General features: G+C 45.9%; 20 protein-coding genes and 1 pseudogene. 6 read left to right on the top strand and 15 right to left on the bottom strand.

Annotated features, from left to right (window positions below):
• Positions 1 to 128: 128 nt before the first annotated feature.
• The gene (gene zntR / locus MSG33_RS23270; RefSeq protein WP_005397290.1) at positions 129 to 527 is read right to left on the bottom strand and encodes a Zn(2+)-responsive transcriptional regulator; all 399 of its coding nucleotides are present in this window, start codon (positions 525 to 527) and stop codon (positions 129 to 131) included.
• 265 nt (positions 528 to 792) lie between these two features.
• On the opposite strand from zntR, the gene purH reads away from it, so the two are divergent.
• Positions 793 to 2,385: a bifunctional phosphoribosylaminoimidazolecarboxamide formyltransferase/IMP cyclohydrolase gene (gene purH / locus MSG33_RS23265; RefSeq protein WP_248382295.1), complete on the top strand. Its 1,593-nt coding sequence runs from the start codon at positions 793 to 795 to the stop codon at positions 2,383 to 2,385.
• 154 nt (positions 2,386 to 2,539) lie between these two features.
• Positions 2,540 to 3,829, top strand: coding sequence for a phosphoribosylamine--glycine ligase (gene purD, locus MSG33_RS23260; protein WP_046874616.1), 1,290 nt, complete (start codon positions 2,540 to 2,542; stop codon positions 3,827 to 3,829).
• An 82-nt stretch (positions 3,830 to 3,911) separates the two neighbouring features.
• On the opposite strand, the gene MSG33_RS23255 is transcribed toward purD, so the two are convergent.
• Positions 3,912 to 4,610 (bottom strand): DUF1481 domain-containing protein, encoded by a 699-nt coding sequence (locus MSG33_RS23255; RefSeq protein ID WP_248382293.1) that lies wholly within the window; start codon positions 4,608 to 4,610, stop codon positions 3,912 to 3,914.
• A 39-nt stretch (positions 4,611 to 4,649) separates the two neighbouring features.
• The gene (gene hupA / locus MSG33_RS23250; RefSeq protein WP_005382524.1) at positions 4,650 to 4,922 is read right to left on the bottom strand and encodes a nucleoid-associated protein HU-alpha; all 273 of its coding nucleotides are present in this window, start codon (positions 4,920 to 4,922) and stop codon (positions 4,650 to 4,652) included.
• Positions 4,923 to 5,175: 253 nt separating this feature from the next.
• Here hupA and MSG33_RS23245 point away from each other — a divergent pair, with 253 nt between their 5' ends.
• Positions 5,176 to 6,309 carry a hemolysin family protein gene (locus MSG33_RS23245; protein WP_145533161.1) on the top strand — a complete coding sequence of 378 codons (1,134 nt, stop codon included), beginning with the start codon at positions 5,176 to 5,178 and terminating at the stop codon, positions 6,307 to 6,309.
• An 80-nt stretch (positions 6,310 to 6,389) separates the two neighbouring features.
• Here MSG33_RS23245 and MSG33_RS23240 read toward each other — a convergent pair whose 3' ends face one another.
• The gene (locus MSG33_RS23240; protein ID WP_005382520.1) at positions 6,390 to 6,977 is read right to left on the bottom strand and encodes a DUF416 family protein; all 588 of its coding nucleotides are present in this window, start codon (positions 6,975 to 6,977) and stop codon (positions 6,390 to 6,392) included.
• 66 nt (positions 6,978 to 7,043) lie between these two features.
• On the opposite strand from MSG33_RS23240, the gene MSG33_RS23235 reads away from it, so the two are divergent.
• Positions 7,044 to 7,967, top strand: a complete 924-nt coding sequence (locus MSG33_RS23235) for a D-2-hydroxyacid dehydrogenase (protein WP_248382291.1) — start codon at positions 7,044 to 7,046, stop codon at positions 7,965 to 7,967.
• Between the two features lie 2 nt (positions 7,968 to 7,969).
• Positions 7,970 to 8,542: a uracil-DNA glycosylase family protein gene (locus tag MSG33_RS23230; RefSeq protein ID WP_248382289.1), complete on the top strand. Its 573-nt coding sequence runs from the start codon at positions 7,970 to 7,972 to the stop codon at positions 8,540 to 8,542.
• A 239-nt stretch (positions 8,543 to 8,781) separates the two neighbouring features.
• Here the strand turns inward: MSG33_RS23230 and hemE are convergent, their stop codons facing one another.
• Together hemE and nudC are read right to left on the bottom strand one after the other, a co-directional pair.
• Complete coding sequence (hemE, locus tag MSG33_RS23225) at positions 8,782 to 9,849, bottom strand: uroporphyrinogen decarboxylase (RefSeq protein WP_005397282.1); 1,068 nt, start codon at positions 9,847 to 9,849, stop codon at positions 8,782 to 8,784.
• Positions 9,850 to 10,096: 247 nt separating this feature from the next.
• A complete protein-coding gene (gene nudC / locus MSG33_RS23220; RefSeq protein WP_046874621.1) occupies positions 10,097 to 10,894 on the bottom strand; it encodes an NAD(+) diphosphatase in 798 nt (265 codons plus the stop codon).
• A 177-nt stretch (positions 10,895 to 11,071) separates the two neighbouring features.
• Here nudC and MSG33_RS23215 point away from each other — a divergent pair, with 177 nt between their 5' ends.
• Positions 11,072 to 11,563: an Rsd/AlgQ family anti-sigma factor gene (locus MSG33_RS23215; RefSeq protein ID WP_031780615.1), complete on the top strand. Its 492-nt coding sequence runs from the start codon at positions 11,072 to 11,074 to the stop codon at positions 11,561 to 11,563.
• Between the two features lie 187 nt (positions 11,564 to 11,750).
• On the opposite strand, the gene rpoC is transcribed toward MSG33_RS23215, so the two are convergent.
• The 9 genes and pseudogenes from rpoC to MSG33_RS23170 form a co-directional block, all read right to left on the bottom strand.
• Positions 11,751 to 15,953, bottom strand: coding sequence for a DNA-directed RNA polymerase subunit beta' (rpoC, locus tag MSG33_RS23210; protein WP_005397277.1), 4,203 nt, complete (start codon positions 15,951 to 15,953; stop codon positions 11,751 to 11,753).
• A gap of 104 nt (positions 15,954 to 16,057) precedes the next feature.
• Complete coding sequence (gene rpoB / locus MSG33_RS23205; RefSeq protein WP_005397275.1) at positions 16,058 to 20,086, bottom strand: DNA-directed RNA polymerase subunit beta; 4,029 nt, start codon at positions 20,084 to 20,086, stop codon at positions 16,058 to 16,060.
• Between the two features lie 254 nt (positions 20,087 to 20,340).
• Complete coding sequence (rplL, locus tag MSG33_RS23200; protein ID WP_005397273.1) at positions 20,341 to 20,709, bottom strand: 50S ribosomal protein L7/L12; 369 nt, start codon at positions 20,707 to 20,709, stop codon at positions 20,341 to 20,343.
• Between the two features lie 57 nt (positions 20,710 to 20,766).
• Entirely contained in the window at positions 20,767 to 21,261 is a 495-nt protein-coding gene (gene rplJ, locus MSG33_RS23195) for a 50S ribosomal protein L10 (protein WP_005397270.1), read from the bottom strand.
• Positions 21,262 to 21,554: 293 nt separating this feature from the next.
• The gene (rplA, locus tag MSG33_RS23190; RefSeq protein ID WP_005384683.1) at positions 21,555 to 22,256 is read right to left on the bottom strand and encodes a 50S ribosomal protein L1; all 702 of its coding nucleotides are present in this window, start codon (positions 22,254 to 22,256) and stop codon (positions 21,555 to 21,557) included.
• A 4-nt stretch (positions 22,257 to 22,260) separates the two neighbouring features.
• Positions 22,261 to 22,689, bottom strand: coding sequence for a 50S ribosomal protein L11 (rplK, locus tag MSG33_RS23185; protein ID WP_005384682.1), 429 nt, complete (start codon positions 22,687 to 22,689; stop codon positions 22,261 to 22,263).
• A 164-nt stretch (positions 22,690 to 22,853) separates the two neighbouring features.
• Positions 22,854 to 23,402, bottom strand: a complete 549-nt coding sequence (nusG, locus tag MSG33_RS23180; protein WP_005384681.1) for a transcription termination/antitermination protein NusG — start codon at positions 23,400 to 23,402, stop codon at positions 22,854 to 22,856.
• 13 nt (positions 23,403 to 23,415) lie between these two features.
• Positions 23,416 to 23,796, bottom strand: coding sequence for a preprotein translocase subunit SecE (gene secE, locus MSG33_RS23175; RefSeq protein WP_005397258.1), 381 nt, complete (start codon positions 23,794 to 23,796; stop codon positions 23,416 to 23,418).
• A 266-nt stretch (positions 23,797 to 24,062) separates the two neighbouring features.
• Positions 24,063 to 24,133 (bottom strand): annotated as a pseudogene (locus MSG33_RS23170) (elongation factor Tu); the annotation flags it as partial.

Below are 24,133 nucleotides of genomic sequence, written 5' to 3'. Positions count from 1 at the left end.
GCAGGAATCAAACAATGGTCAATTCCTACAGGTAACTAAAGGCGAGATTATAGGTGGGAAAACGGCGTGCACCTAGAAAAGCAAGCCGCCAAAAATGCAAACTTAAGTTAAGTGATGCAGAAATGAGACTACTCAAGTGCTGCAAGGATAGAACAATGAGTAGCATCATCATCCGTATGACCGCAGCAAGCATCATTGATCTTCTTCAAAGCTCGACGAATTTTCGTTAGCTCGTTAATTTTTCCATCAATCAGCTCTAACTTAGCAGAAGTAATAGCTTTAACCTCTGCACAGCTGTGTTCTGTTGCTTCTAGTTTGATTTCTAGTAGCTCTTTAATCTCATCCAGGCTCAGGCCCAGCTCTTTACCTTTAAGGATGAAGTGTACCTGCTTTTGATTCTCTTCATTATAGAGACGATAACCTGATTCACTTCGACCTGCGGGCTTTATCAGCGCGTTTTTCTCATAAAAACGCAGCGTATCTGCCGTCACACCACAACGTTTTGCCAGTTCACCTATCTGAAACATAACTTTCCCTATTAACTATCTCGTTACTTTTAAAGCTAAAGAACCTCTTTTTCACAATTATTTTTGAGATGCCAAACGATTGCGCGAGCTTTTTTGTAATAAATTGGTTAGAATACGCGCCATCAAATGTGGAGACTGTTTTCTAACCAGAAAACATCCGGCAAAGGTCTTTACCAAAACTGGCCAATATTTTACCCCAAGAGGTAAAAACAAGTTCATTTTTGGCAAACATCTTTAACTCCGTGAATTTGAGGAAAATGGAAGCATGAATAACGCTCGTCCTATTCGCCGTGCGCTTATCAGCGTATCAGACAAAACAGGTATTGTTGAGTTTGCACAAGCTCTTGCTGAGCGCGGTGTCGATATCCTATCTACTGGTGGTACAGCACGCCTACTTGCCGAACAAGGCATCGCAGTAACAGAAGTCTCTGACTACACAGGTTTCCCAGAAATGATGGACGGCCGCGTTAAAACGCTTCACCCGAAAGTTCACGGTGGTGTACTTGGTCGTCGTGGTCAAGATGACGACGTGATGGCAAAACATGGCATCAATCCAATCGACATGGTCGTTGTTAACCTATACCCATTCGCAGAAACCGTTGCAAAAGAAGGCTGTACACTAGCTGACGCGGTTGAAAACATCGATATCGGCGGCCCAACGATGGTTCGCTCTGCAGCGAAAAACCACAAAGACGTGACTATCGTTGTGAACGCTCATGATTACGACCGCGTTATCGCTGAAATGGACGAGAACGAGAAATCTCTAACACTAGAGACTCGTTTCGACCTTGCTATCGCAGCATTCGAACACACTGCGGCTTACGATGGCATGATCGCAAACTACTTCGGCACCATGGTTCCATCTTACGGTGAGAACAAAGAAGGTGATGAAGAGTCTAAATTCCCACGTACTTTCAACCAGCAATTCGAGAAGAAGCAAGACATGCGCTACGGTGAGAACAGCCACCAAGCAGCTGCATTCTACGTTGAAGCAAACCCACAAGAAGCGTCTGTTTCTACTGCTCGCCAAATCCAAGGTAAAGCCCTCTCTTACAACAACATTGCAGACACGGACGCAGCACTTGAGTGTGTGAAAGAGTTCAACGAACCTGCATGTGTAATCGTAAAACACGCCAACCCATGTGGCGTTGCGCTAGGTAAAGACATCCTCGAAGCGTACAACCGCGCTTACCAAACTGACCCAACGTCAGCGTTCGGCGGCATCATTGCATTCAACCAAGAGCTAGATGCAAAAACGGCTAGCGCTATCGTTGAGCGTCAATTCGTTGAAGTGATTATCGCACCTTCTGTTTCAGCGGAAGCGATTGAAGTGGTTGCAGCGAAGAAAAACGTTCGCCTACTTGAGTGTGGTGAGTGGACAACTAAAACAACAGACTTTGACGTTAAACGCGTTAACGGCGGCCTGCTAGTTCAAGACCGTGACCAAGGTATGGTTAGTCTGGATGACCTTAAAGTGGTCTCTAAGCGTCAACCTACAGAAGAAGAGCTAAAAGACGCCCTATTCTGCTGGAAAGTAGCGAAATACGTGAAATCTAACGCGATCGTTTACGCGAAAAGCGACATGACTATCGGTGTAGGCGCAGGCCAAATGAGCCGCGTTTACTCAGCGAAAATTGCCGGCATCAAAGCCGCAGATGAAGGCTTAGAAGTTGCCGGTAGCGTAATGGCATCTGACGCTTTCTTCCCATTCCGCGACGGTATCGATGCCGCAGCAGAAGCCGGCATTAAGTGCGTAATTCAGCCAGGTGGCTCTATGCGTGACGACGAAGTTATCGCAGCAGCAGATGAGCACGGCATGGCGATGATCTTCACGGGTATGCGTCACTTCCGCCACTAATTTCCTCTTCGTATTTGGCACTGTGGCGTCGTTAGCTGCTTTCGCCCACCCCGGTTACGTAGCTGGCTATGTTTCCGGGATGGGCTCAATTGTAGCCTAGCCACATCATCAAATACTTTGAGTAAACAGTATTTATAAGATTAAGGATTTTCATATGCGAGTTTTAATCATTGGTTCAGGCGGTCGTGAACATGCGCTAGGCTGGAAAGCAGCGCAAAACCCAAATGTTGAGACTATTTTCATTGCTCCAGGCAACGCAGGTACGGCACTAGAGCCAAAACTAGAGAACGTAAACATCGATGTAGAAGACATCGCTGGCCTTGTTGCTTTCGCCAAAGAAAAGGCGATTGAACTGACTATCGTTGGCCCAGAAGCACCATTGGTTATTGGTGTGGTTGATGCGTTCCGCGAAGCGGGCTTACCAATCTTTGGCCCTACCCAAGCCGCAGCGCAGCTTGAAGGCTCCAAAGCGTTTACTAAAGACTTCCTTGCTCGTCACCAAATCCCAACCGGTGCATACGCAAACTTCACAGAAATTGAACCAGCGCTTGCTTACGTGCGTGAGCAAGGTGCGCCGATTGTGGTGAAAGCCGACGGCCTTGCGGCTGGTAAAGGCGTGATTGTGGCAATGACGCTAGAAGAAGCCGAAGACGCAATCAAAGACATGCTAGCAGGCAACGCATTTGGTGACGCAGGCAGCCGCGTGGTTATCGAAGAGTTCCTAGATGGCGAAGAAGCAAGCTTCATCGTGATGGTGGATGGTGAGAACGTTCTGCCAATGGCCACCAGCCAAGACCACAAACGCGTAGGTGACAAAGATACAGGTCCTAACACTGGTGGCATGGGCGCGTACTCGCCAGCTCCTGTGGTAACACCAGAAATTCACAACCGCATCATGGAAGAAGTCATTTACCCAACGGTACGTGGCATGGCGTCTGAAGGTAACCCATACACAGGTTTCCTATACGCGGGTCTGATGATCGACAAAGATGGTACGCCTAAAGTGATCGAGTACAACTGCCGCTTCGGTGATCCAGAGACACAACCAATCATGATGCGTATGGAATCGGATCTGGTTGATCTTTGCTTGGCTGCGATTGACCAAAAACTGGATCAAGTGGAATCAAAATGGGATCCGCGCGCATCGATTGGTATCGTACTCGCAGCCGGTGGTTACCCAGCAGCGTACAACAAAGGCGATGTGATCTCTGGTCTGCCACAAGTTGAAATTGAAGGCGAGAAAGTCTTCCACGCGGGTACAGACAATAAAGATGGCAACATCGTAACAAACGGCGGTCGTGTTCTTTGTGCAACCGCACTTGGCAATAGCGTATCAGAAGCGCAGCAACGTGCTTACGAGCTTGCAAAACAGATCAGTTGGGACGGCATGTTCCATCGCAGTGACATCGGCTACCGTGCGATTGCACGTGAGCAAGAAAAATAAAAACAACTTAAGTTGGCTAAAAAACAAAAGGCGCATTCAGCGCCTTTTTTATTACTCTGTCAGTTAGTAAGTCTCACCAAGCTTACTCAGCGAGTAATGCTGGTCGTGGTACACAATCAAAGTCATCATCATTGAGCATCAACAGTTCATCAACCGTTGCTTTATTTCGTGACTGCTTGCCGACAAAAGCCACGTAACTGTCTACAGATGAGAGACGCTCGATAATAAATTTTGGCAACGTCTGATTAAACTCGAGTGTCGAGAACGCTTCACCTTTGCAGGTTTCAAACGATTGGCCATTCCAATAACCTTGAATGAGGCTCTGACTGTTACGAGACTGCGCCTTAACCGACGCCACTACATCATTCGCTTCTGTCTTGTAACGTTCTAATTGTTCATGCTGAAGTGGTAAGACTTTACGATTAACGCGATATTGTTGGTAAACCGCTTCGCCATCTTTATTAAAACGGATGTGGATTTGAAAAGGCACCAACTCTTGCTTGGTATCAACTTGCTCACCTTTTCGAATCAACTCTCGAAGCTCACCGTCATCCCAACGGTAGTCACTTTGAAACCAGCCATTATCCCCCATCGTTACGTAATCAGCAGCCGTACTCACGCGAGTGAGTTTCTCGGTCATCCAGTACAAGCTACTTGCGTCTCCAGCAACTTTGCCGCCAGAGAAGTGAGTGAATTGTTCTAAATTAGGAGTTTCAACCGACGAACAGCCAAAAAGGGTAAAGCTAGATAAGAGAAGTGAAGCGAGTAGATGTTTTTTCATGAAGTTGCACCGAGGCAGGATACCTCGGTGCATTCTAACTTAGTTTACTGATTCTTTCAGCGCTTTACCTGCTACGAATGCAGGTACGTTAGCTGCTGCGATTTGAATCTCGTCACCAGTCTTAGGGTTACGACCAGTACGTGCAGCGCGGTGGTTTACTTTGAATGTACCAAAACCAATTAGTTGAACTTGGTCACCCTCTTTAAGTGCACCAGTTACACCATCAAGAGTCGCTTCAAGAGCAGCTTTTGCTTGTGCTTTTGATAGGTCTGCTTTCTCTGCGATAAAGTCGATTAATTGGGTCTTGTTCATTAGGTTTCCCTTCTCATAGGTTATCGAATTCGTCTCACTCTAAAACATAAATGCCCCATCTGGCAAAGGTTTGTAAGCGATCTTTCGATTTTCTGACGTACTTTTAGCCATAATATGAGTAATAACTCACAATTTGTTACCACATACCCCCTGAAAACCCTTGCTTTCCAAGGTATTTGGACCAATTTATAAGGCACTTTTGCGGTTATAATAGCTGCAAATAACCATTATCAAACTACATTCAAGGGCAACTATGCTGCTGTTATCCATTTATATCTCTATTGCAATCGGCATTTCGTTTATCTGTTCGGTGCTGGAGGCGGTACTGCTGAGTATCAGTCCGAGCTACATTGCGCAGCTCAATCAACAGGGGCATCCCGCAGCTGGGCAACTGGCTAAGCTAAAATCAGATATCGACCGACCATTGGCATCCATTCTAACTCTAAATACCATTGCTCATACCATCGGCGCGGCCACTGCTGGTGCACAAGCTGCGGTGGTATTTGGTAGCGAAGCGTTAGGTATCTTTTCGGCAGTGCTCACACTGGCGATCTTGGTACTTTCAGAGATCGTACCGAAAACAATTGGCGCAACTTACTGGCGTCAATTGGCGCCAACCGCGGCAGTCGCATTACGTTGGATGGTATGGGCGCTCACGCCATTCGTATGGTTTTCAGAGCAAATCACCAAGCGTCTTGCTCGTAACCACGAAGCTCCGAAAATGCGTGATGAACTGTCTGCAATGGCGATTCTGGCACGTGAAAGCGGTGAATTTGCCGAGGGTGAATCAAAAATATTAAGCAACTTGCTTGGCATCCAAGATGTACCTGTAACGCAGGTTATGACGCCACGTCCTGTGGTATTCCGTATCGATGCCACGATGACCATCAATGAGTTCCTAGAAAAACACAAGGATACACCTTTCTCACGTCCATTGGTTTATAGCGAACAAAAGGACAACATCATTGGTTTTGTGCACCGCCTTGAGTTGTTCAAACTACAACAATCAGGTTGTGGACAGAAACAACTGGGAGCAATCATGCGCCCGATTCAAGTGGTGCTAAACAACACGACTTTACCGAAAGTGTTTGACCAGATGATGACTCATCGCCTACAGCTGGCACTTGTCGTTGACGAATACGGTACTGTGCAAGGCTTGGTGACGTTGGAGGATATCTTTGAACACCTCGTGGGTGAAGAAATCATCGATGAAGCGGATAAAAGTACCGACATGCAAGAGCTGGCTTACCAACGCTGGGAAAGTTGGAAAGAGATGCACGGCGTAATCGAAAGCCGCGATGATGATGAAGAAGAGGAAGAACTGGAGAAGCATAACAAGGAGCCAGAAACTCAAGAAGTGACAAAACCAGACTCTAAAGAATCGTAATCAGCATTGGGCATAACAGCTCAAACGCCGCAAACAAAAAGGCATCCATTTAGGATGCCTTTTTTCTATCTATTCAACGATTAAAGTGCGATACCGATATTGCTCACGCCTTCTTCACGTAACTCTTCACGTAAATCTTTAATCAAGCTGATGTCACGCTCTACCGCTTCACGCAGTGGACGGAAAATAGCCCACTGCACGTCCCATTCTTCACATACGGCTTCATTTTCTTTCTGATTGTCGTTGGTGATTGGCTCTGCACCTTGCGCTTGCTCTAGATCAGCAACGGTTTGTACCGACTGTTGGCTCACTTTAAGCATTGAATCGAAAAGGTAGTCGCGATCCAATAGGCCATGCAGTAACGTAGACAAACCCTGACACGCGTCCATCGCTGGGTAAACCCCGTAAAAATCGAACTCATCCGCACTTGGGAACAACTCTTCTAACTTCTCTAATTGACGTTCGAAGTTAATTTTCGCGTTCTTAACTGTCAAAATTTCCCATACACTATCAAGAATCGCTCGGTAAGCACGCGGGTCAGCAAATTCTGTGTTCTCACAAAACATCGCATAGTTTGGATACATGCGTTCACATAGACACGCCATAAAGGTAATTTGTTGCCAAGGTTCTAGTTTTTCTAAACGAACCTGAAGAGGATTCTTAAGCATAGTCACTCAATCATTGAAGAAAAAAACAGCGAAAGTGTACTTGATTCATCACAGGGAAAAAAGTTAATGCCGCATTCAAATCAGATTTTCCTGCTCTCAGAGCATCGTGACACCTACGAAACGTTATTGACGGAGAGAAAGCTACCAGATCTGAGCATCACTGATAAGCCAGAGGAAGCTCAAATAGTTCTTGCCGATCCGCCATTACTATCCAATAGATTAGACGAGTTTTCACAGCTTGGGTGGGTACAATCGACATTCGCCGGCGTCAATGCACTAATGCTACCTAACCTTCGTCAGGACTACACCCTGACCAATGTTCGAGGCATCTTTGGCCCACTGATTGCCGAATATGTGCTGGGTTACAGTATTGCCCATTACCGCCACTTCAACCGATACCACCAGCAACAACAAAACAAACGATGGCAGCCTCACCTCTATACATCATTACAAAGTAAAACCATGGTGATTCTCGGTACTGGTAGTATTGGGTGTTATTTGGGCAATGCCGCTAAAGCAATGGGAATAAAAACCATCGGTATGAACCGCACAGGTATTCCGACCTCAGGTGGTGAGTTTCATCAGACCTTTCATATCAGTGAACTAAGTAAGGCATTAGAACAAGCCGACATTGTTGTGAATACCCTACCAAGTACACCGGAGACGCAACAGTTACTCAATCGTCAAACACTCAGCCAACTAAGTCAGGCATTATTGTTTAACGTAGGTCGTGGCGACGTACTGGATGAGGCTGGATTGCTCTTCGCTCTGAAAAACCGTTGGGTAGAACACGCCTTCTTAGATGTGTTTGAGCAAGAACCGTTATCGGTAGAACATCCGTTTTGGAAACTTCCGCAAGTCACCATCACTCCACACATTGCTGCGCTGAGTTTTCCCGAGCAAGTCATCGAGATTTTTGCTGACAACTATCTACGCTGGCGCGATGGGTTTTCATTAAATTATCAAGTGGATTTCGAAAAGGGTTACTAAGAATGTCGTTAGACGAGCTATTGCAGCAAGTGAGGGCCTGCCAGATCTGCGCGGATAATTTACCTTTGGGCGCAAACCCTGTCGTACAAGCCGCAAAAGACGCACGCATCCTAATCATCGGACAAGCGCCGGGGACGCGTGTGCACAAAACCTCGATACCTTGGAACGATCCAAGCGGCGATCGGTTACGCCAATGGCTCGATATCGACAAAGACGTTTTCTACGACCCAAATAAAATTGCCATTGTCCCAATGGGATTCTGTTATCCAGGCAAAGGGAACTCTGGTGATTTACCGCCTCGAAAAGAATGTGCGCCCACTTGGCATAAAAAGATTCTTGAGCAGCTGCCCAATATAGAGCTGACTCTACTGATTGGTCAGTATTCACAACAGTACTACCTGACCAATAAGCCCAAAACGCTCACGCAAACCGTTCAGCAATGGCAAGATTGGGAGCCGGACTTTATCCCGCTCCCTCACCCATCTCCACGCAATACATTGTGGTTAAAGAAGAATCCTTGGTTTGAATCTGAAGTCGTGCCATACCTTAAAAAACGCGTTCACTCGATGCTTTAGGTCACCCATGATCTAATTGCTTTTGTATCTGTACAAGAAAATGAGCACACAAACACAAACCGATAAGCTATTGTTTATAATAAAATTAAAAAATAAGCGTACAGACTAAATAGCAATTAGATCATAGTAGGCCAAATACTACTAGAGCTGTACAGCCTTGAGTCTCAGATAGAAAAACTGAATTTTAGGTAAAAAAATACCGGCACTGAATGCCGGCATTTGATTTCAAAAAATCTAACTTACTTATGGTATGGCTTAGATAACTCGTGTACCGCATCCACAAACACGCCTGCGTTTTCTGGCGGCACATCCAAGTGGATACCGTGACCTAGATTGAACACATGGCCAGTCCCCGTATCACCAAATCCTTCTAGGATATCCGCTACTTCTTCACGGATGCGCTCTGGCGAAGCGTAAAGCATTGATGGGTCCATGTTACCTTGCAGCGCCACCTTATCACCGATACGTGCTTTCGCGTCTGCAATGTTGATTGTCCAGTCTAGACCAACCGCATCACAGCCCGTTGCTGCGATTTGCTCAAGCCACATACCGCCATTCTTAGTAAACAGTGTGACTGGCACGCGACGACCATCGTTTTCACGAATCAGACCATCTACAATCTTGTGCATGTATTGCAGTGAGAACAGGTTGTAGTCACGAGGCGTCAGTACGCCACCCCATGTGTCAAATACCATTACCGACTGCGCGCCTGCTTTAATTTGCGCGTTTAGGTACTCGATAACGCTGTCTGCCAGCTTATCTAGAAGTAAGTGCAGAGTTTGTGGTTCCGCGTACATCATTTTCTTGATCTTGGTGAAGGCTTTAGAACTGCCACCTTCGATCATGTACGTAGCAAGAGTCCACGGGCTACCAGAGAAGCCAATTAACGGCACTTCACCCTTAAGGTCTTTACGGATCTGACGTACTGCGTTCATTACATATTGCAGTTCACCTTCTGGATCTGGCAAACCAATTTTTTCCACGTCAGCTTTGCATGTAATTGGGTTATCAAAAACAGGTCCTTCGCCCGCAGCAAAACGTAAACCAAGCCCCATTGCATCTGGAATCGTTAAGATGTCCGAGAATAAGATCGCGGCATCAAGAGGAAAACGGCGTAATGGTTGAAGTGTCACTTCGGATGCTAATTCTGCATTTCGACACAAAGACATGAAATCACCCGCTTCTGCACGAGTCGCTTTGTATTCTGGTAGGTAACGACCTGCCTGGCGCATCATCCATACTGGCGTGTAATCTACCGGCTCTTTTAAAAGCGCACGCAGATAACGATCATTTTTTAATTCAGTCATTCCGTAATTCCAACTGTTAGGCTTTCTGTGAAAGGGGGTATTCTATCACTGATTTAAGTCCAATAGCTGTGTGCTTTGCAACCTGGATCAAGTTATTAACTTTTAAATCAATGCTTAATTTGCACCCAATCGGTATCAGTGTTAAAAATTTGTTCGCTAGCGAAAACTACAATTATAAACTGAGTACCCAGTACTCAGCATCTCATAACGACATCTTACTTACCCCCTCCCTCTCGGAGGGTTTTTTTTATCTATTTATCAGATAATTAGAATCAATATCTTGTAGCGTTTGTTCGATAAGCGCTCTTGCAATCGTTCCTTTAGGCGCAACAGGCGGCATCTCGTCAATACCAAACCATTGTGCATCAGACAGCTCAGTGTAGTCTGGACTTAACTCTCCCGATTCATAGTCAGCTAAAAACCCCATCATCATACTCGATGGGAAAGCCCAAGGCTGGCTGCCAAAGTAACGAATATTTTTAACGAGAATTCCTGTTTCTTCATGAATTTCTCGAGCCACACACTCTTCTAATGTCTCACCGACTTCTAAGAAGCCAGCAATAACCGTATACATACCATTTCGATGCCTAGGATGTTGGGCCAATAAGATCTGATTCTCTTTACGCACAGCAACGATAATACATGGAAATATTCGAGGATAATGGAGAGTACGGCATTCGCCACACTGCATAGCTAACTGGTTATTATTAAGAAAGTTTCTTCCACCGCACTGTGGGCAAAAACGCAGACTTTGCGTCATGTGCCCATACTGGACCGCTTTACTTAACAACATAAATAATGGCTCAGGAAAATGCAGGCAGTCGCGTAGTGAGACTAATGGTAGATCATGCTCCAGATCAGACAAATTAAGCCACATGACGGGCGAACCTGAATACTCACCAATGGTCCTTGCACTCACTTCAGGCAGTGATAACTGCTCTGCAGACCCGAAAGGCACAGCACCATCCACCAGCCAAATTTCACTTCCTGCAACAACACACCAGTATGCATTTATCGCGCGGTTAACATCACCTTTTCTTAACATTACACCATCCCTTTGCTTGAAGTTCGTTCATTTTACTGGCAATCTAATTTCATACTAGAGTTTGTCGTTAAGTAAATTCGCACTCTAAATTCTAGTAAGGACAAGAGTTTGTAATAACTTTACTAACTTTGCTTTGCAAAGGATACGTTCGCCAACAGGCGATCAGATCATGAGGGCATGGTCATGCTAAAAAAATTCAAACAAACACAAGACCAGTGGGGTGGCTCAAGTGATGTCATTGATCACTGGTTAGAGACAAGACAATCCCTGATTGTTGAATATTGTAAGCTTGCAGCACTGCAACCTTGTTCGAAAACCAATGTTATTGAACTCCCATCTCCTTCCGAATTGCAGGATTTCTGTCAGCATCTCGTTGATTACATCTCCGAGGGCCATTTTAAAATCTATGACATGGTTATGGATCGCTGGAAAGCGACTGGCTTTGTCGTGACCAATGAAATCAATCAAACTTATGGTCAAATAGTCCTGACAACTGAACCACTATTGAACTTTAACGATAAGTACTCAGAAGTTACTGAAGATGATGAATTAGATGATTTCGATTCTGATATGTGTCTCATTGGCGAAATTCTTGAGACTCGATTTGAAGTCGAGGACTATCTGATACAGCAGATCGCAGAAAGTCTGTCTATGCCCCCAGGGGCTTAGTGTTTGCGAATATTCAGAGACTGAAGGATAGAAAAGACTGACGATCATCGTCGGTCTTTTTTGTTTCTAGCCTTATCACTATTACCTTCTCTAAGAACCCTCTCGAAGAAAAAGGCAGGATAAAAACTAAAAAGGCACCCGAAGGTGCCTTTTTTCTTAAGCTTCTAATGATTACTCGTTAAATGGCTTACTCTTCAGAAGAGAAACCAGCGTTTAGAAGTGCCGCTAGGTTGTCCGTTGCTTGCTCAGCAGAAGGACCATCTTGCGCTTCAGAACGTTTAGCTTGACGCTCTTGGTGGTATGCGAAACCAGTACCAGCTGGGATCAGACGACCAACAATTACGTTCTCTTTCAGACCACGTAGGTCGTCACGCTTACCAGAAACTGCTGCTTCTGTTAGTACGCGAGTTGTCTCCTGGAACGATGCCGCAGAGATGAACGACTCAGTCGCTAGAGATGCTTTAGTGATACCTAGTAGTTCACGTTCGAAACGTGCAGGCTCTTTGCCTTCAGCTTCTAGGTTACGGTTAGCAATCTTAACTTGTGAGTACTCAATCTGCTCACCAGGTAGGAACTCAGAGTCACCAGAGTGAGTAATAGTACACTTACGTAGCATCTGACGAACGATAGTTTCAATGTGCTTATCGTTAATCTTAACGCCTTGTAGACGGTAAACTTCCTGTACTTCGTTAGCAATGTACTGCGTTACCGCGTGTACGCCACGTAGACGTAGGATGTCGTGTGGAGACTCTGGACCATCTGCGATCACGTCACCACGTTCAACTTTTTCACCTTCGAATACGTTCAACTGACGATGCTTAGGAATCATCTCTTCGTAAGCTTCACCGCTTTCACGTGTGATCACTAGGCGACGTTTACCTTTGGTCTCTTTACCGAAGCTCACAGTACCTGTGTGCTCAGCAAGGATTGCAGGCTCTTTCGGCTTACGTGCTTCAAATAGGTCAGCAACTCGTGGAAGACCACCGGTGATATCTTTGTTACCGCCAGACTTCTGAGGAATACGTGCTAGTGTCGCACCAACACCTACTGCTGCGCCATCTTCGATGTTCACAATCGCTTTACCAGGTAGGAAGTAGTGAGCTGGCATATCAGTACCAGGGATCATTACATCGTTACCTTGCTCATCAACAAGTTTGATAGCTGGACGCATATCTTTACCTGCTGAAGGGCGAGCTGCTGGGTCAGTTACTTCGCTTGAAGATAGACCAGTTAGGTCATCAGTTTGACGAGATACTGTTACGCCGTCGATCATATCTACAAACTGGATTCGACCTGCTACCTCAGTAATGATAGGTAGTGTGTGCGCTTCCCAGTTTGCAACTGTTTCGCCAGCTTGAACTGTATCGCCATCGCCTTTGCTTAGTAGCGTACCGTAAGGCAGTTTGTGTTTCTCTTTCGTACGACCAAACTCATCAATAATAGTTAGCTCTGTCGCACGAGAAGTGATAACGATCTTACCGTCATCTGCTAGTACAGATTTAGCGTTGTGTAGCTTGATAGAACCGTTGTTCTTAACTTGAACACTGTTCTCTGCCGCTGCTGTCGATGCCGCACCACCGATGTGGAACGTACGCATGGTAAGCTGTGTACCTGGTTCACCGATAGACTGAGCAGCGATAACACCTACTGCTTCACCTTGGTTCACTAGGTGGCCACGTGCTAGGTCACGACCGTAACACTGTGCACAACAACCGAAGTCAGAATCACACGTTACTACAGAGCGCACTTTCATGCTGTCTACTGAGTTCTCTTCCATGATTTGACACCACTTCTCATCGATCAGGGTGTTACGTGGAATAAGAACGTCTTCAGTGCCAGGTTTTAGTACGTCTTCAGCAACAACACGACCAAGAGCAAGCTCAGAAAGTGCAACTTTAACATCACCACCCTCGATGTGAGGCATCATGTCAACACCCTCGTGAGTGCCACAGTCATGTTCAGTTACAACAACATCTTGAGCAACGTCTACCAGACGACGAGTTAGGTAACCCGAGTTCGCTGTTTTCAGTGCCGTATCCGCAAGACCCTTACGAGCACCGTGCGTTGAGATAAAGTACTGAAGTACGTTTAGACCTTCTTTAAAGTTCGCTGTGATCGGCGTTTCGATGATTGAACCATCTGGACGCGCCATCAGACCACGCATACCCGCAAGCTGACGAATCTGTGCTGCAGAACCACGAGCGCCCGAGTCCGCCATCATGTAGATGCTGTTGAATGACTCTTGCTGTTCCTCTTCACCGTCACGGTTAACTACCGTTTCAGATGAAAGGTTTTCCATCATTGCTTTCGCAACACGGTCGTTGGTCGATGCCCAGATATCGATAACTTTGTTGTAGCGTTCGCCCGCAGTAACAAGACCTGATTGGTACTGTTCCTGGATTTCACGTACTTCTTCTTCCGCTTCTGCGATTTCAGTGTACTTAGCTGCTGGTACAACCATATCGTCAATACCAACAGACACACCAGAAAGTGCCGCGTATGCGAAACCGGTGTACATGATTTGGTCAGCGAAGATTACAGTGTCTTTCAGACCTAGTTTACGGTACGCCTCGTTAAGTAGGTTAGAGATTTGCTTCTTACCTAGCTTTTGGTTAACGATGCTGTACGGTAGACCAGCTGGCACGATTTGCCATAGCATTGCACGACCAACAGTGGTGTCTACCATCTTGGTTTCTGTAGTGCTGTTGCCGTCTTCGTCTACAACGGTTTCTGTAATACGTACTTTAACGCGTGCGTGAAGCTCAGCTTGTTTAGTGCGGTATGCTTTCTCAGCCTCTTCTGGGCCAGAAAGGTACATGCCTTCACCTTTCACGTTGATCTTTTCACGAGTCATGTAGTACAGACCCAATACAACGTCCTGAGAAGGTACGATTATCGGATCACCTGACGCTGGCGACAGAATGTTGTTTGTCGACATCATCAGAGTACGAGCTTCAAGCTGTGCCTCTAGAGTTAGAGGTACGTGAACCGCCATTTGGTCACCATCGAAGTCCGCGTTGTACGCCGCACATACAAGTGGGTGTAGCTGAATCGCTTTACCTTCGATTAGTACTGGTTCGAACGCCTGGATACCGAGACGGTGAAGTGTCGGTGCACGGTTCAATAGTACTGGGTGTTCACGGATTACTTCGTCTAGGATATCCCAAACGACCGCTTCTTCACGCTCTACCATTTTCTTAGCAGCTTTGATTGTAGTCGCAAGACCACGAGTCTCTAGCTTGCTGTAGATGAATGGTTTGAATAGCTCAAGTGCCATCTTCTTAGGAAGACCACACTGGTGTAGACGAAGGTATGGACCTACTGTGATTACAGAACGGCCAGAGTAGTCTACACGTTTACCTAGAAGGTTCTGACGGAAACGACCTTGTTTACCCTTGATCATATCAGCAAGAGATTTCAGAGGACGCTTGTTAGAACCTGTGATCGCACGACCACGACGACCGTTATCTAGTAGCGCATCAACAGACTCTTGCAGCATACGTTTTTCGTTACGTACGATGATGTCCGGAGCAGCTAGCTCTAGAAGACGCTTCAAACGGTTGTTACGGTTGATCACACGACGGTATAGATCGTTAAGATCAGAAGTCGCAAAGCGACCGCCATCTAGAGGTACTAGAGGACGTAGATCTGGCGGAAGTACTGGAAGTACTGTTAGGATCATCCACTCTGGGTTGTTACCCGATGCGATGAACGCTTCTACCAGCTTAAGACGCTTAGTTACTTTCTTACGCTTAGTTTCAGAGTTTGTTGTCTCTAACTCTTCACGCATTTGTTCTGCTTCAGCGTGCATATCCATAGAACCTAGTAGGTCCTTGATAGCTTCCGCACCCATCTTAGCAGTGAACTCGTCGCCCCACTCTTCTAGACGATCTAGATACTCTTCTTCCGTAAGCATCTGACCTTTTTCTAGATCAGTCATACCTGGTTCTGTTACTACGTACATTTCGAAGTAAAGAACACGTTCGATATCACGTAGAGGGATATCCATCAGTAGACCGATACGAGACGGTAGCGATTTTAGGAACCAGATGTGAGCTACTGGTGAAGCCAGTTCAATGTGGCCCATACGGTCACGACGAACTTTAGTTTGTGTAACTTCTACACCACACTTCTCACAGATAACACCACGGTGCTTCAGGCGCTTGTACTTACCACAAAGACATTCGTAGTCTTTAACTGGACCAAAGATACGCGCACAGAACAGACCATCGCGTTCAGGTTTGAACGTACGATAGTTGATCGTTTCAGGTTTTTTAACTTCACCGAAAGACCATGAACGGATCATGTCTGGTGAAGATAGACCGATTTTGATTGCATCAAATTCTTCGGTCTTATGCTGTGCTTTTAGAAAGTTTAATAAGTCTTTCACAATCAGCTCCTGTAAGGAGTTAAAAGGAGCTCACTCGCTAAAGTGAGCACCTTCTTCCAAATAATCGCTTTGATTCTCTCGACTTTCATCAAGAGAGAAAAGGATTACTCTTCGTCTTCTAGCTCGATGTTGATACCTAGCGAGCGGATCTCTTTCAACAGTACGTTGAACGATTCTGGCATGCCAGGTTCCATGCTGTGGTTACCGTCTACGATGTTTTTGTACATCTTAGTACGGCCGTTAACGTCATCCGACTTAACCGTTAGCATTTCTTGTAGCGTGTAAGCAGCACCGTATGCTTCTAGTGCCCATACTTCCATCTCACCGAAACGCTGACCACCGAACTGAGCTTTACCACCTAGTGGCTGCTGAGTTACTAGGCTGTACGAACCAGTTGAACGAGCGTGCATCTTGTCATCAACAAGGTGGTTCAGTTTCAGCATGTACATGTAACCAACAGTTACAGGACGCTCAAACGCATCACCTGTGCGACCATCAAATAGCGTTAGCTGACCTGATGTTGGTAGATCTGCTAGCTCAAGAAGTGCTTTGATTGACTCTTCTGGAGCGCCATCAAATACAGGAGTCGCGATTGGTAGACCGCCACGCAAGTTCTTGATCAGAGTACGTACTTCATCATCAGATAGAGAAGCAATGTCTACTTTCTGGCGAGTGTCGCCTAGGTCGTAAACTTTTTGTAGGAACTCACGGAATTTCGCTAGTTCTTGCTGCTCTTTAACCATCTGGTTGATCTTATCACCGATACCTTTCGCAGCCAGACCTAAGTGTACTTCTAGGATCTGACCGATGTTCATACGCGAAGGTACACCCAGTGGGTTAAGTACGATGTCTACAGGCTGACCTTTTTCATCGTATGGCATGTCTTCAACAGGGTTGATCTTAGAGATTACACCCTTGTTACCGTGACGACCCGCCATCTTATCACCAGGCTGAATGCGACGTTTAACCGCTAGGTAAACCTTAACGATCTTCAGTACGCCAGGTGCTAAATCATCACCTTGAGTGATCTTACGACGTTTAGTTTCGAACTTCTTATCGAAGTCAGCTTTTAGCTCGTCCCACTGCTCAGCAAGTTGCTCAAGCTGAGTTTGTAGTGCGTCATCTTCTAGCGTTAGTTCTAGCCACTTCTTACGATCAGTAGTGTCTAGTTTCGCTTCAGAGTAACCGCCTTCAATCAATACAGCTTTAACACGGTTTAGAAGGCCGCCCTCAAGAATCTGGAATTCTTCAGTTAGGTCTTTCTTCGCTTCTTTAAGCTGCATTTGTTCGATTTCAAGCGCACGCTTGTCTTTCTCTACGCCATCGCGAGTGAAGACTTGAACGTCGATGATCGTACCTGATACAGAGTTAGGTACACGTAGTGAAGTATCTTTAACGTCAGATGCTTTTTCACCGAAGATTGCACGTAGTAGCTTCTCTTCAGGCGTTAGCTGAGTTTCACCTTTAGGTGTTACTTTACCAACTAGGATGTCGCCACCCTTAACTTCAGCACCGATGTAAACGATACCTGACTCGTCTAGTTTAGACAGAGCAGATTCACCTACGTTTGGAATATCAGCTGTGATCTCTTCAGAGCCCAGCTTAGTATCACGCGCCACACAAGTCAGTTCTTGAATGTGGATTGTCGTGAAGCGGTCTTCTTGAACTACGCGCTCAGATACTAAGATCGAGTCTTCGAAGTTGTAACCGTTCCAAGGCATGAACGCGATACGCATGTTTTGACCAAGCGCAAGTTCACCAAGGTCTGTTGAAGGACCATCAGCAAGAACGTCACCGCGTGATACAGGCTCACCTGGCATCACACATGGGCGCTGGTTAATACATGTGTTCTGGTTAGAACGTGTGTATTTAGTCAGGTTGTAGATGTCGATACCAGCTTCACCTGGTACTAGCTCTTCTTCGTTAACTTTAACAACGATACGAGAAGCATCTACTGACTGGATTACACCACCACGTTTAGCAACTGCAGTTACACCTGAGTCAACGGCTACGTTACGTTCAATACCAGTACCAACAAGCGGTTTGTCAGCTTTCAGTGTTGGAACTGCCTGACGTTGCATGTTCGCACCCATCAATGCACGGTTCGCATCATCGTGTTCTAGGAACGGGATAAGCGATGCAGCGATAGATACAACCTGGTTTGTCGCAACGTCCATGTACTGAGCGTGCTCACGAGGGTGTAGACCAGATTCACCTTTCTGACGAGCTGTGATCAGCTCATCTGCAAAAGTACCATCTTCGTTTAGCTTAGCGTTCGCCTGAGCGATAACGAATTGGCCTTCTTCGATTGCAGATAGGTAATCTACTTCGTCTGTTACTACGCCATCTACAACGCGACGGTATGGTGTCTCTAGGAAACCGTACTCGTTACAACGCGCAAACGCAGATAGAGAGTTGATCAGACCGATGTTTGGACCTTCAGGCGTTTCGATAGGACATAGACGACCGTAGTGCGTTACGTGTACGTCACGTACTTCGAAGCCAGCACGTTCACGAGTTAGACCGCCAGGACCCAATGCAGAAATACGACGCTTGTGCGTTACTTCTGATAGCGGGTTGTTTTGGTCCATGAACTGTGAAAGCTGTGAAGAGCCAAAGAATTCTTTAACTGCCGCAGAAATTGGCTTCGCGTTGATCAAGTCTTGAGGCATGATTGCGTCAAGATCGCCTAGGCTTAGACGCTCTTTAACTGCACGCTCAACACGTACTAGACCTACACGGAACTGGTTCTCAGCCATTTCGCCTACAGAACGGATACGACGGTTGCCTAGGTGGTCGATATCGTCCACTTCGCCCTTACCGTTACGGATCGCGATCAGCTTCTTCATCACTTCGATGATATCAGTTTCATCAAGTGTACCTTGCTCTTGAGCATCTTCACGGCCGATAGAGCTGTTGAACTTCATACGACCAACAGTCGATAGATCGTAACGCTCTTCAGAGAAGAATAGGCTTTCGAATAGAGCTTCTGCAGCTTCTTTTGTTGGCGGCTCACCAGGGCGCATCATGCGGTAGATTTCTACCAATGCAGAAATACGATCAACCGTGCTGTCGATACGTAGTGTTTCTGACATGAATGGACCGTGGTCTAGATCGTTCGTAAATAGAACTTCTAGCGCTTTGTGACCAGCCTGAGATAGGTTCGCTAGTGCTTCCAGGCTGATTTCCTGGTTAGCGTTAACAATGATCTCGCCAGTTGCTTCATTAATGTAATCTTTTGATGCAACTTTACCTACGATGTACTCAACTGGTACTTCGATGTGATCAACACCATCTTTTTCTAGTTGGCGGATATGACGAGCTGTTACGCGACGACCTTGCTCAACGTAAACTTTACCATTCGCTTCGATGTCGAATGACGCAGTTTCACCACGTAGACGATCTGGAACCAACTCCATCAATAGAGTTTGGTCTTTCACTTCGAAGTTCACTTTCTCGAAGAAGAGATCTAGGATTTCTTCTGTCGACTTACCTAGTGCACGAAGAATGATCGATGCTGGTAGCTTACGACGGCGGTCGATACGAACGTACAAGTTATCCTTAGGATCAAACTCGAAATCAAGCCATGAACCACGGTAAGGAATAACACGTGCGTTGTATAAAACTTTACCTGAAGAGTGGGTCTTACCCTTATCGCTGTCGAAGAACACGCCTGGGCTTCGGTGCAGCTGGGATACGATAACCCTCTCGGTACCGTTAATTACGAAGGTACCATTGTCTGTCATGAGTGGAATTTCACCCATGTAGACTTCTTGTTCTTTAATGTCTTTTACAGTACCTGCTGGCGCGTCTTTATCAAAGATAACTAGGCGTAGTTTTACACGTAGTGGCTTTGAGTAAGTTACACCGCGGATTTGACATTCTTTAACGTCAAAAACTGGCTCACCAAGACGGTAGCTAACGTATTGCAGCTCAGAATTGCCGTTGTAGCTCTGAATCGGGAATACAGAACGGAAAGCGGCTTCAAGACCGTATTGACCTTCAGGATCCTGTTCGATGAATTTGTCGAACGAATCGAGCTGGATCGATAGCAGGTATGGAATGTCCAAAACTTGTGGACGAGTACCAAAGTCCTTACGGATGCGCTTTTTCTCGGTATAAGAGTAAACCATGGGGTTCCTCAGCTCGCTGATAAGTGACCCAAACTGTCCGCCCGCTCCTAGTTACTTAAGGGGGGGGTAAGGGACAGTGACTAATATAGCTGTTTACTGTAGTGACATTTCATTTCGTAAGAATGAAATGTTTTTTGCATGGATATCAGGCGCTTAAACAGCGGGAAAATTCGCCTATACCCTACAGCGCAAAAAGGCCGGTGGTTAAAAAACCACCAGCCAATTAGCCGTTAGGCTAAGAAACTATGCAATAATTACTTAACAGCAACAGTTGCACCAGCTTCTTCTAGCTGAGCTTTAAGAGCTTCAGCTTCTGCTTTCTCAACACCTTCTTTAAGAGGTGCTGGAGCGCCGTCTACAAGAGCTTTAGCTTCTTTAAGACCTAGGCCAGTTGCGCCACGTACTGCTTTGATTACAGCAACTTTGTTACCGCCAGCAGCTTCTAGGATTACGTCGAATTCAGTTTGCTCAGCAGCAGCTTCGCCGCCAGCAGCGCCGCCAGCTACAACAGCAGCAGCAGCAGAAACACCGAATTTCTCTTCCATTGCTTCGATTAGTTCAACAACTTGCATTACAGACATTTCTGCAACTGCGTCTAGGATTTGCTCGTTAGTAATAGACATAACAATTCTCTTTTAAGTCAACAATAAGTTTATTAAGCAACCAGTAAAAAGCAAGGCTTATGCCGCTGCTTCTTGTTTTTGATCGCGGATAGCTGCGATAGTACGCGCCAGCTTGCCAGCCGAAGCTTCTTTCATGCACATCATTAGGCGTGCAATTGCTTCGTCGTAAGTTGGTAGTGTTGCTAGTACTTCAGCGTCAGTTAAAGCGCCTTCATAAGCAGCAGCTTTGATCTCGAAATCTTTGTTCTCTTTAGCGAAGTCTTTGAAAAGACGCGCTGCAGCACCTGGGTGCTCATTAGAGAATGCGATTAGTGTAGGACCAGTGAAAGTGTCAGTTAGACACTCGTACTCAGTACCTTCAACCGCACGACGAGCAAGAGTGTTACGAACAACTCTCATGTAAACGCCAGCTTCACGAGCTTGTTTACGTAGAGAAGTCATCGCGCCAACTTGAACGCCACGAGAATCAGCTACAACTGCAGAAAGTGCACCACTGGCAGCTTCGTTGACTTCAGCAACAATTGCTTTTTTGTCTTGAAGGTTTAAAGCCATCTTGGATTTACTCCTGGTTGTCGTTACACCACTCACTATCATCACGACAGTGAGAGCTATTGAGGTGCTTCCCCAGAAGAAAGTTAACTATATTACATAGAGCTTTCTGTCAGTTCGGGCACCATCTACGTAGGATAATTAAGTTTGCTTTTACACAAACACCTACGGTCTTGGACGGAGACTGGGTCTTAATTCATTTCGAACTAGGAGACAGTTCAAAGAACCAAAGTTCAGCCCCAACCACAAATATTAGGCGCAAAATTATACACTAATTTTGCGCCTAAGCAAATAAATTATGCTTGAGTGTTCAGGCTAGCCTGATCAACAGCAACACCAGCACCCATAGTAGTAGAGATGCTTACTTTCTTCAGGAAAGTACCTTTCGCTGAAGATGGTTTAGCTTTCTTCAGAGCAACTAGAAGTGCTTCTAGGTTCTCTTTGATCTGCTCAGCAGAGAAGTTTGCTTTACCGATAGTAGTGTGGATGATGCCGTTTTTGTCGTTACGGTAACGAACCTGACCAGCTTTAGCGTTTTTAACCGCTTCAGCAACGTTAGGAGTTACAGTACCAACTTTAGGGTTTGGCATAAGACCGCGAGGACCTAGGATAGTACCTAGTTGACCTACAACGCGCATTGCATCTGGAGAAGCAACAACTACGTCAAAGTTCATTTCGCCTTTCTTAACTTGCTCAGCAAGATCTTCCATACCTACGATGTCTGCGCCAGCTTCTTTAGCTGCTTCAGCGTTAGCACCTTGAGTGAACACTGCAACGCGGATTTCGCGGCCAGTACCGTGAGGTAGTACAGTTGCACCACGTACGTTCTGGTCAGATTTACGAGCATCAATGCCTAGGTTAACAGCAACGTCTACAGACTCAACGAATTTCGCAGTCGCTAGTTCTTGAAGAAGAGCAACAGCTTCGTTGATTTCGTACTCTTTAGTTACGTCAACTTTTTCGCGGATTACGCGCATGCGCTTAGTTAGTTTTGCCATCTTATTAACCCTCTACCACTAGGCCCATTGAACGAGCAGTACCAGCGATAGAACGCTTCATCGCTTCGATGTCAGCACCAGTCATATCAGCAGCTTTAGTTTCTGCGATTTCTTGGATTTGAGCGTCAGTTACAGTACCAACTTTTTCAGTGTTTGGACGACCTGAACCAGACTTAACGCCAGCAGCTTTCTTAAGAAGAACTGCAGCAGGTGGAGTCTTAGTTACGAACGTGAAAGAACGGTCGCTGTATACTGTGATAACTACTGGAGTTGGTAGACCTTTCTCAATAGATTCTGTTTTTGCGTTGAACGCTTTACAGAATTCCATGATGTTCACACCGTGTTGACCTAGTGCAGGACCTACTGGTGGACTAGGGTTAGCCATACCAGCAGCAACTTGTAGCTTGATGTAAGCTTCAACTTTCTTAGCCATGATAATTCCTAAGTTTGGGTACAAACGCTAATCGCGGATCAGCTCCCCGTTTGTGTAAGAAACTTTTTACTTCACTTGAAGTAAAAAGGCGCGAAATTATAGTCATAATCCGCGCCTTATACAACCCTAAAAAGGTGATTTTTTATACTCTTTAACGAAGAGTCTTAGTCCAGCTTTTCAACCTGACCAAATTCAAGCTCAACTGGTGTCGCACGACCAAAGATCGAGACAGACACTTTCAGGCGGCTCTTCTCGTAATCCACTTCTTCAACAGTACCGTTGAAGTCAGCAAATGGACCTTCGTTAACACGTACCACTTCACCCGCTTCGTACATTGTACGTGGACGAGGCGCTTCACTCGCTTTCTCAAGACGATTAAGAATCGCGTCAGCCTCTTTATCCGTGATAGGTGCCGGACGGTCTGAGGTACCACCAATGAAGCCCATGACACGCGGCACACTGCGTACTAGGTGCCATGATTCATCGTTCATAATCATCTGAACAAGGACGTAACCTGGGAAGAACTTACGCTCAGATTTGCGACGCTGACCCGCGCGCATTTCCACTACTTCTTCAGTAGGAACCAGTACTTCACCGAATAGCTCTTCCATGCCGTGCATTTTGATATGCTCGCGCAGAGATTGAGCTACACGACCTTCAAATCCAGAGAAGGCTTGAACCACATACCAGCGTTTTTTTGGAGCTTCACTCATGAATAAAAACCCTCTATACCCCAGTTGCTAGAGCTACTAGACGAACCATAATTCCGTCAATACCCCATAGCACTAGAGCCATTACAATACTTACAGCTAAAACGATCAGTGTTGTTTGCATGGTTTCTTGGCGAGTAGGCCAAACAACTTTACGTACTTCCATACGCGATTCTTTTGCAAAACTGATCGCTGCTTTACCTTTAGTCGTTGTTGCTGCAACGCCTAAGGCAGCTGCAATAAGAACAACAACGCCTGCAGCACGAACCACTACAGACATTTCACCATACAGGTAATTACCCACAACAGCGGCAGCTGCCAATACGAAAGCGGCTAACCACTTAAACGTATCTGCTGCGTTTGAGCTATCAGGAGTTTCAGCATTATTTGCTTTCATAAAACCAACCTGTTACAAGTCTTAATATAGACGACAACAACCCCGCTGTTGCAGGGCAAACTCCATATCGCTGAAAAAATCAGCGTACTCTTCTTAAGATTAAGCATCTTTGCTTAATCTTGCTCTGCGCCCAACCCACTTCTGAACAAGAAAACAGCAAAAATAATGTTGAGTGCAGAAAAAGGGCATCAAATGATGCCCTTTTTGCTACTGGTTCGTCAAATCTAATTCAAGATTTTCCGAAAGCATCGCTAATTCGCTATGAATTAGTCGAAGATCTTAGCAACAACACCAGCACCTACTGTACGGCCACCTTCACGGATCGCGAAACGTAGAC

It is taken from the genome of Vibrio sp. 1CM7H, assembly GCF_023161645.1.
Taxonomy (GTDB): Bacteria; Pseudomonadota; Gammaproteobacteria; order Enterobacterales; family Vibrionaceae; genus Vibrio; species Vibrio diabolicus.
This window is presented reverse-complemented; position numbering and strand designations above follow the sequence as displayed.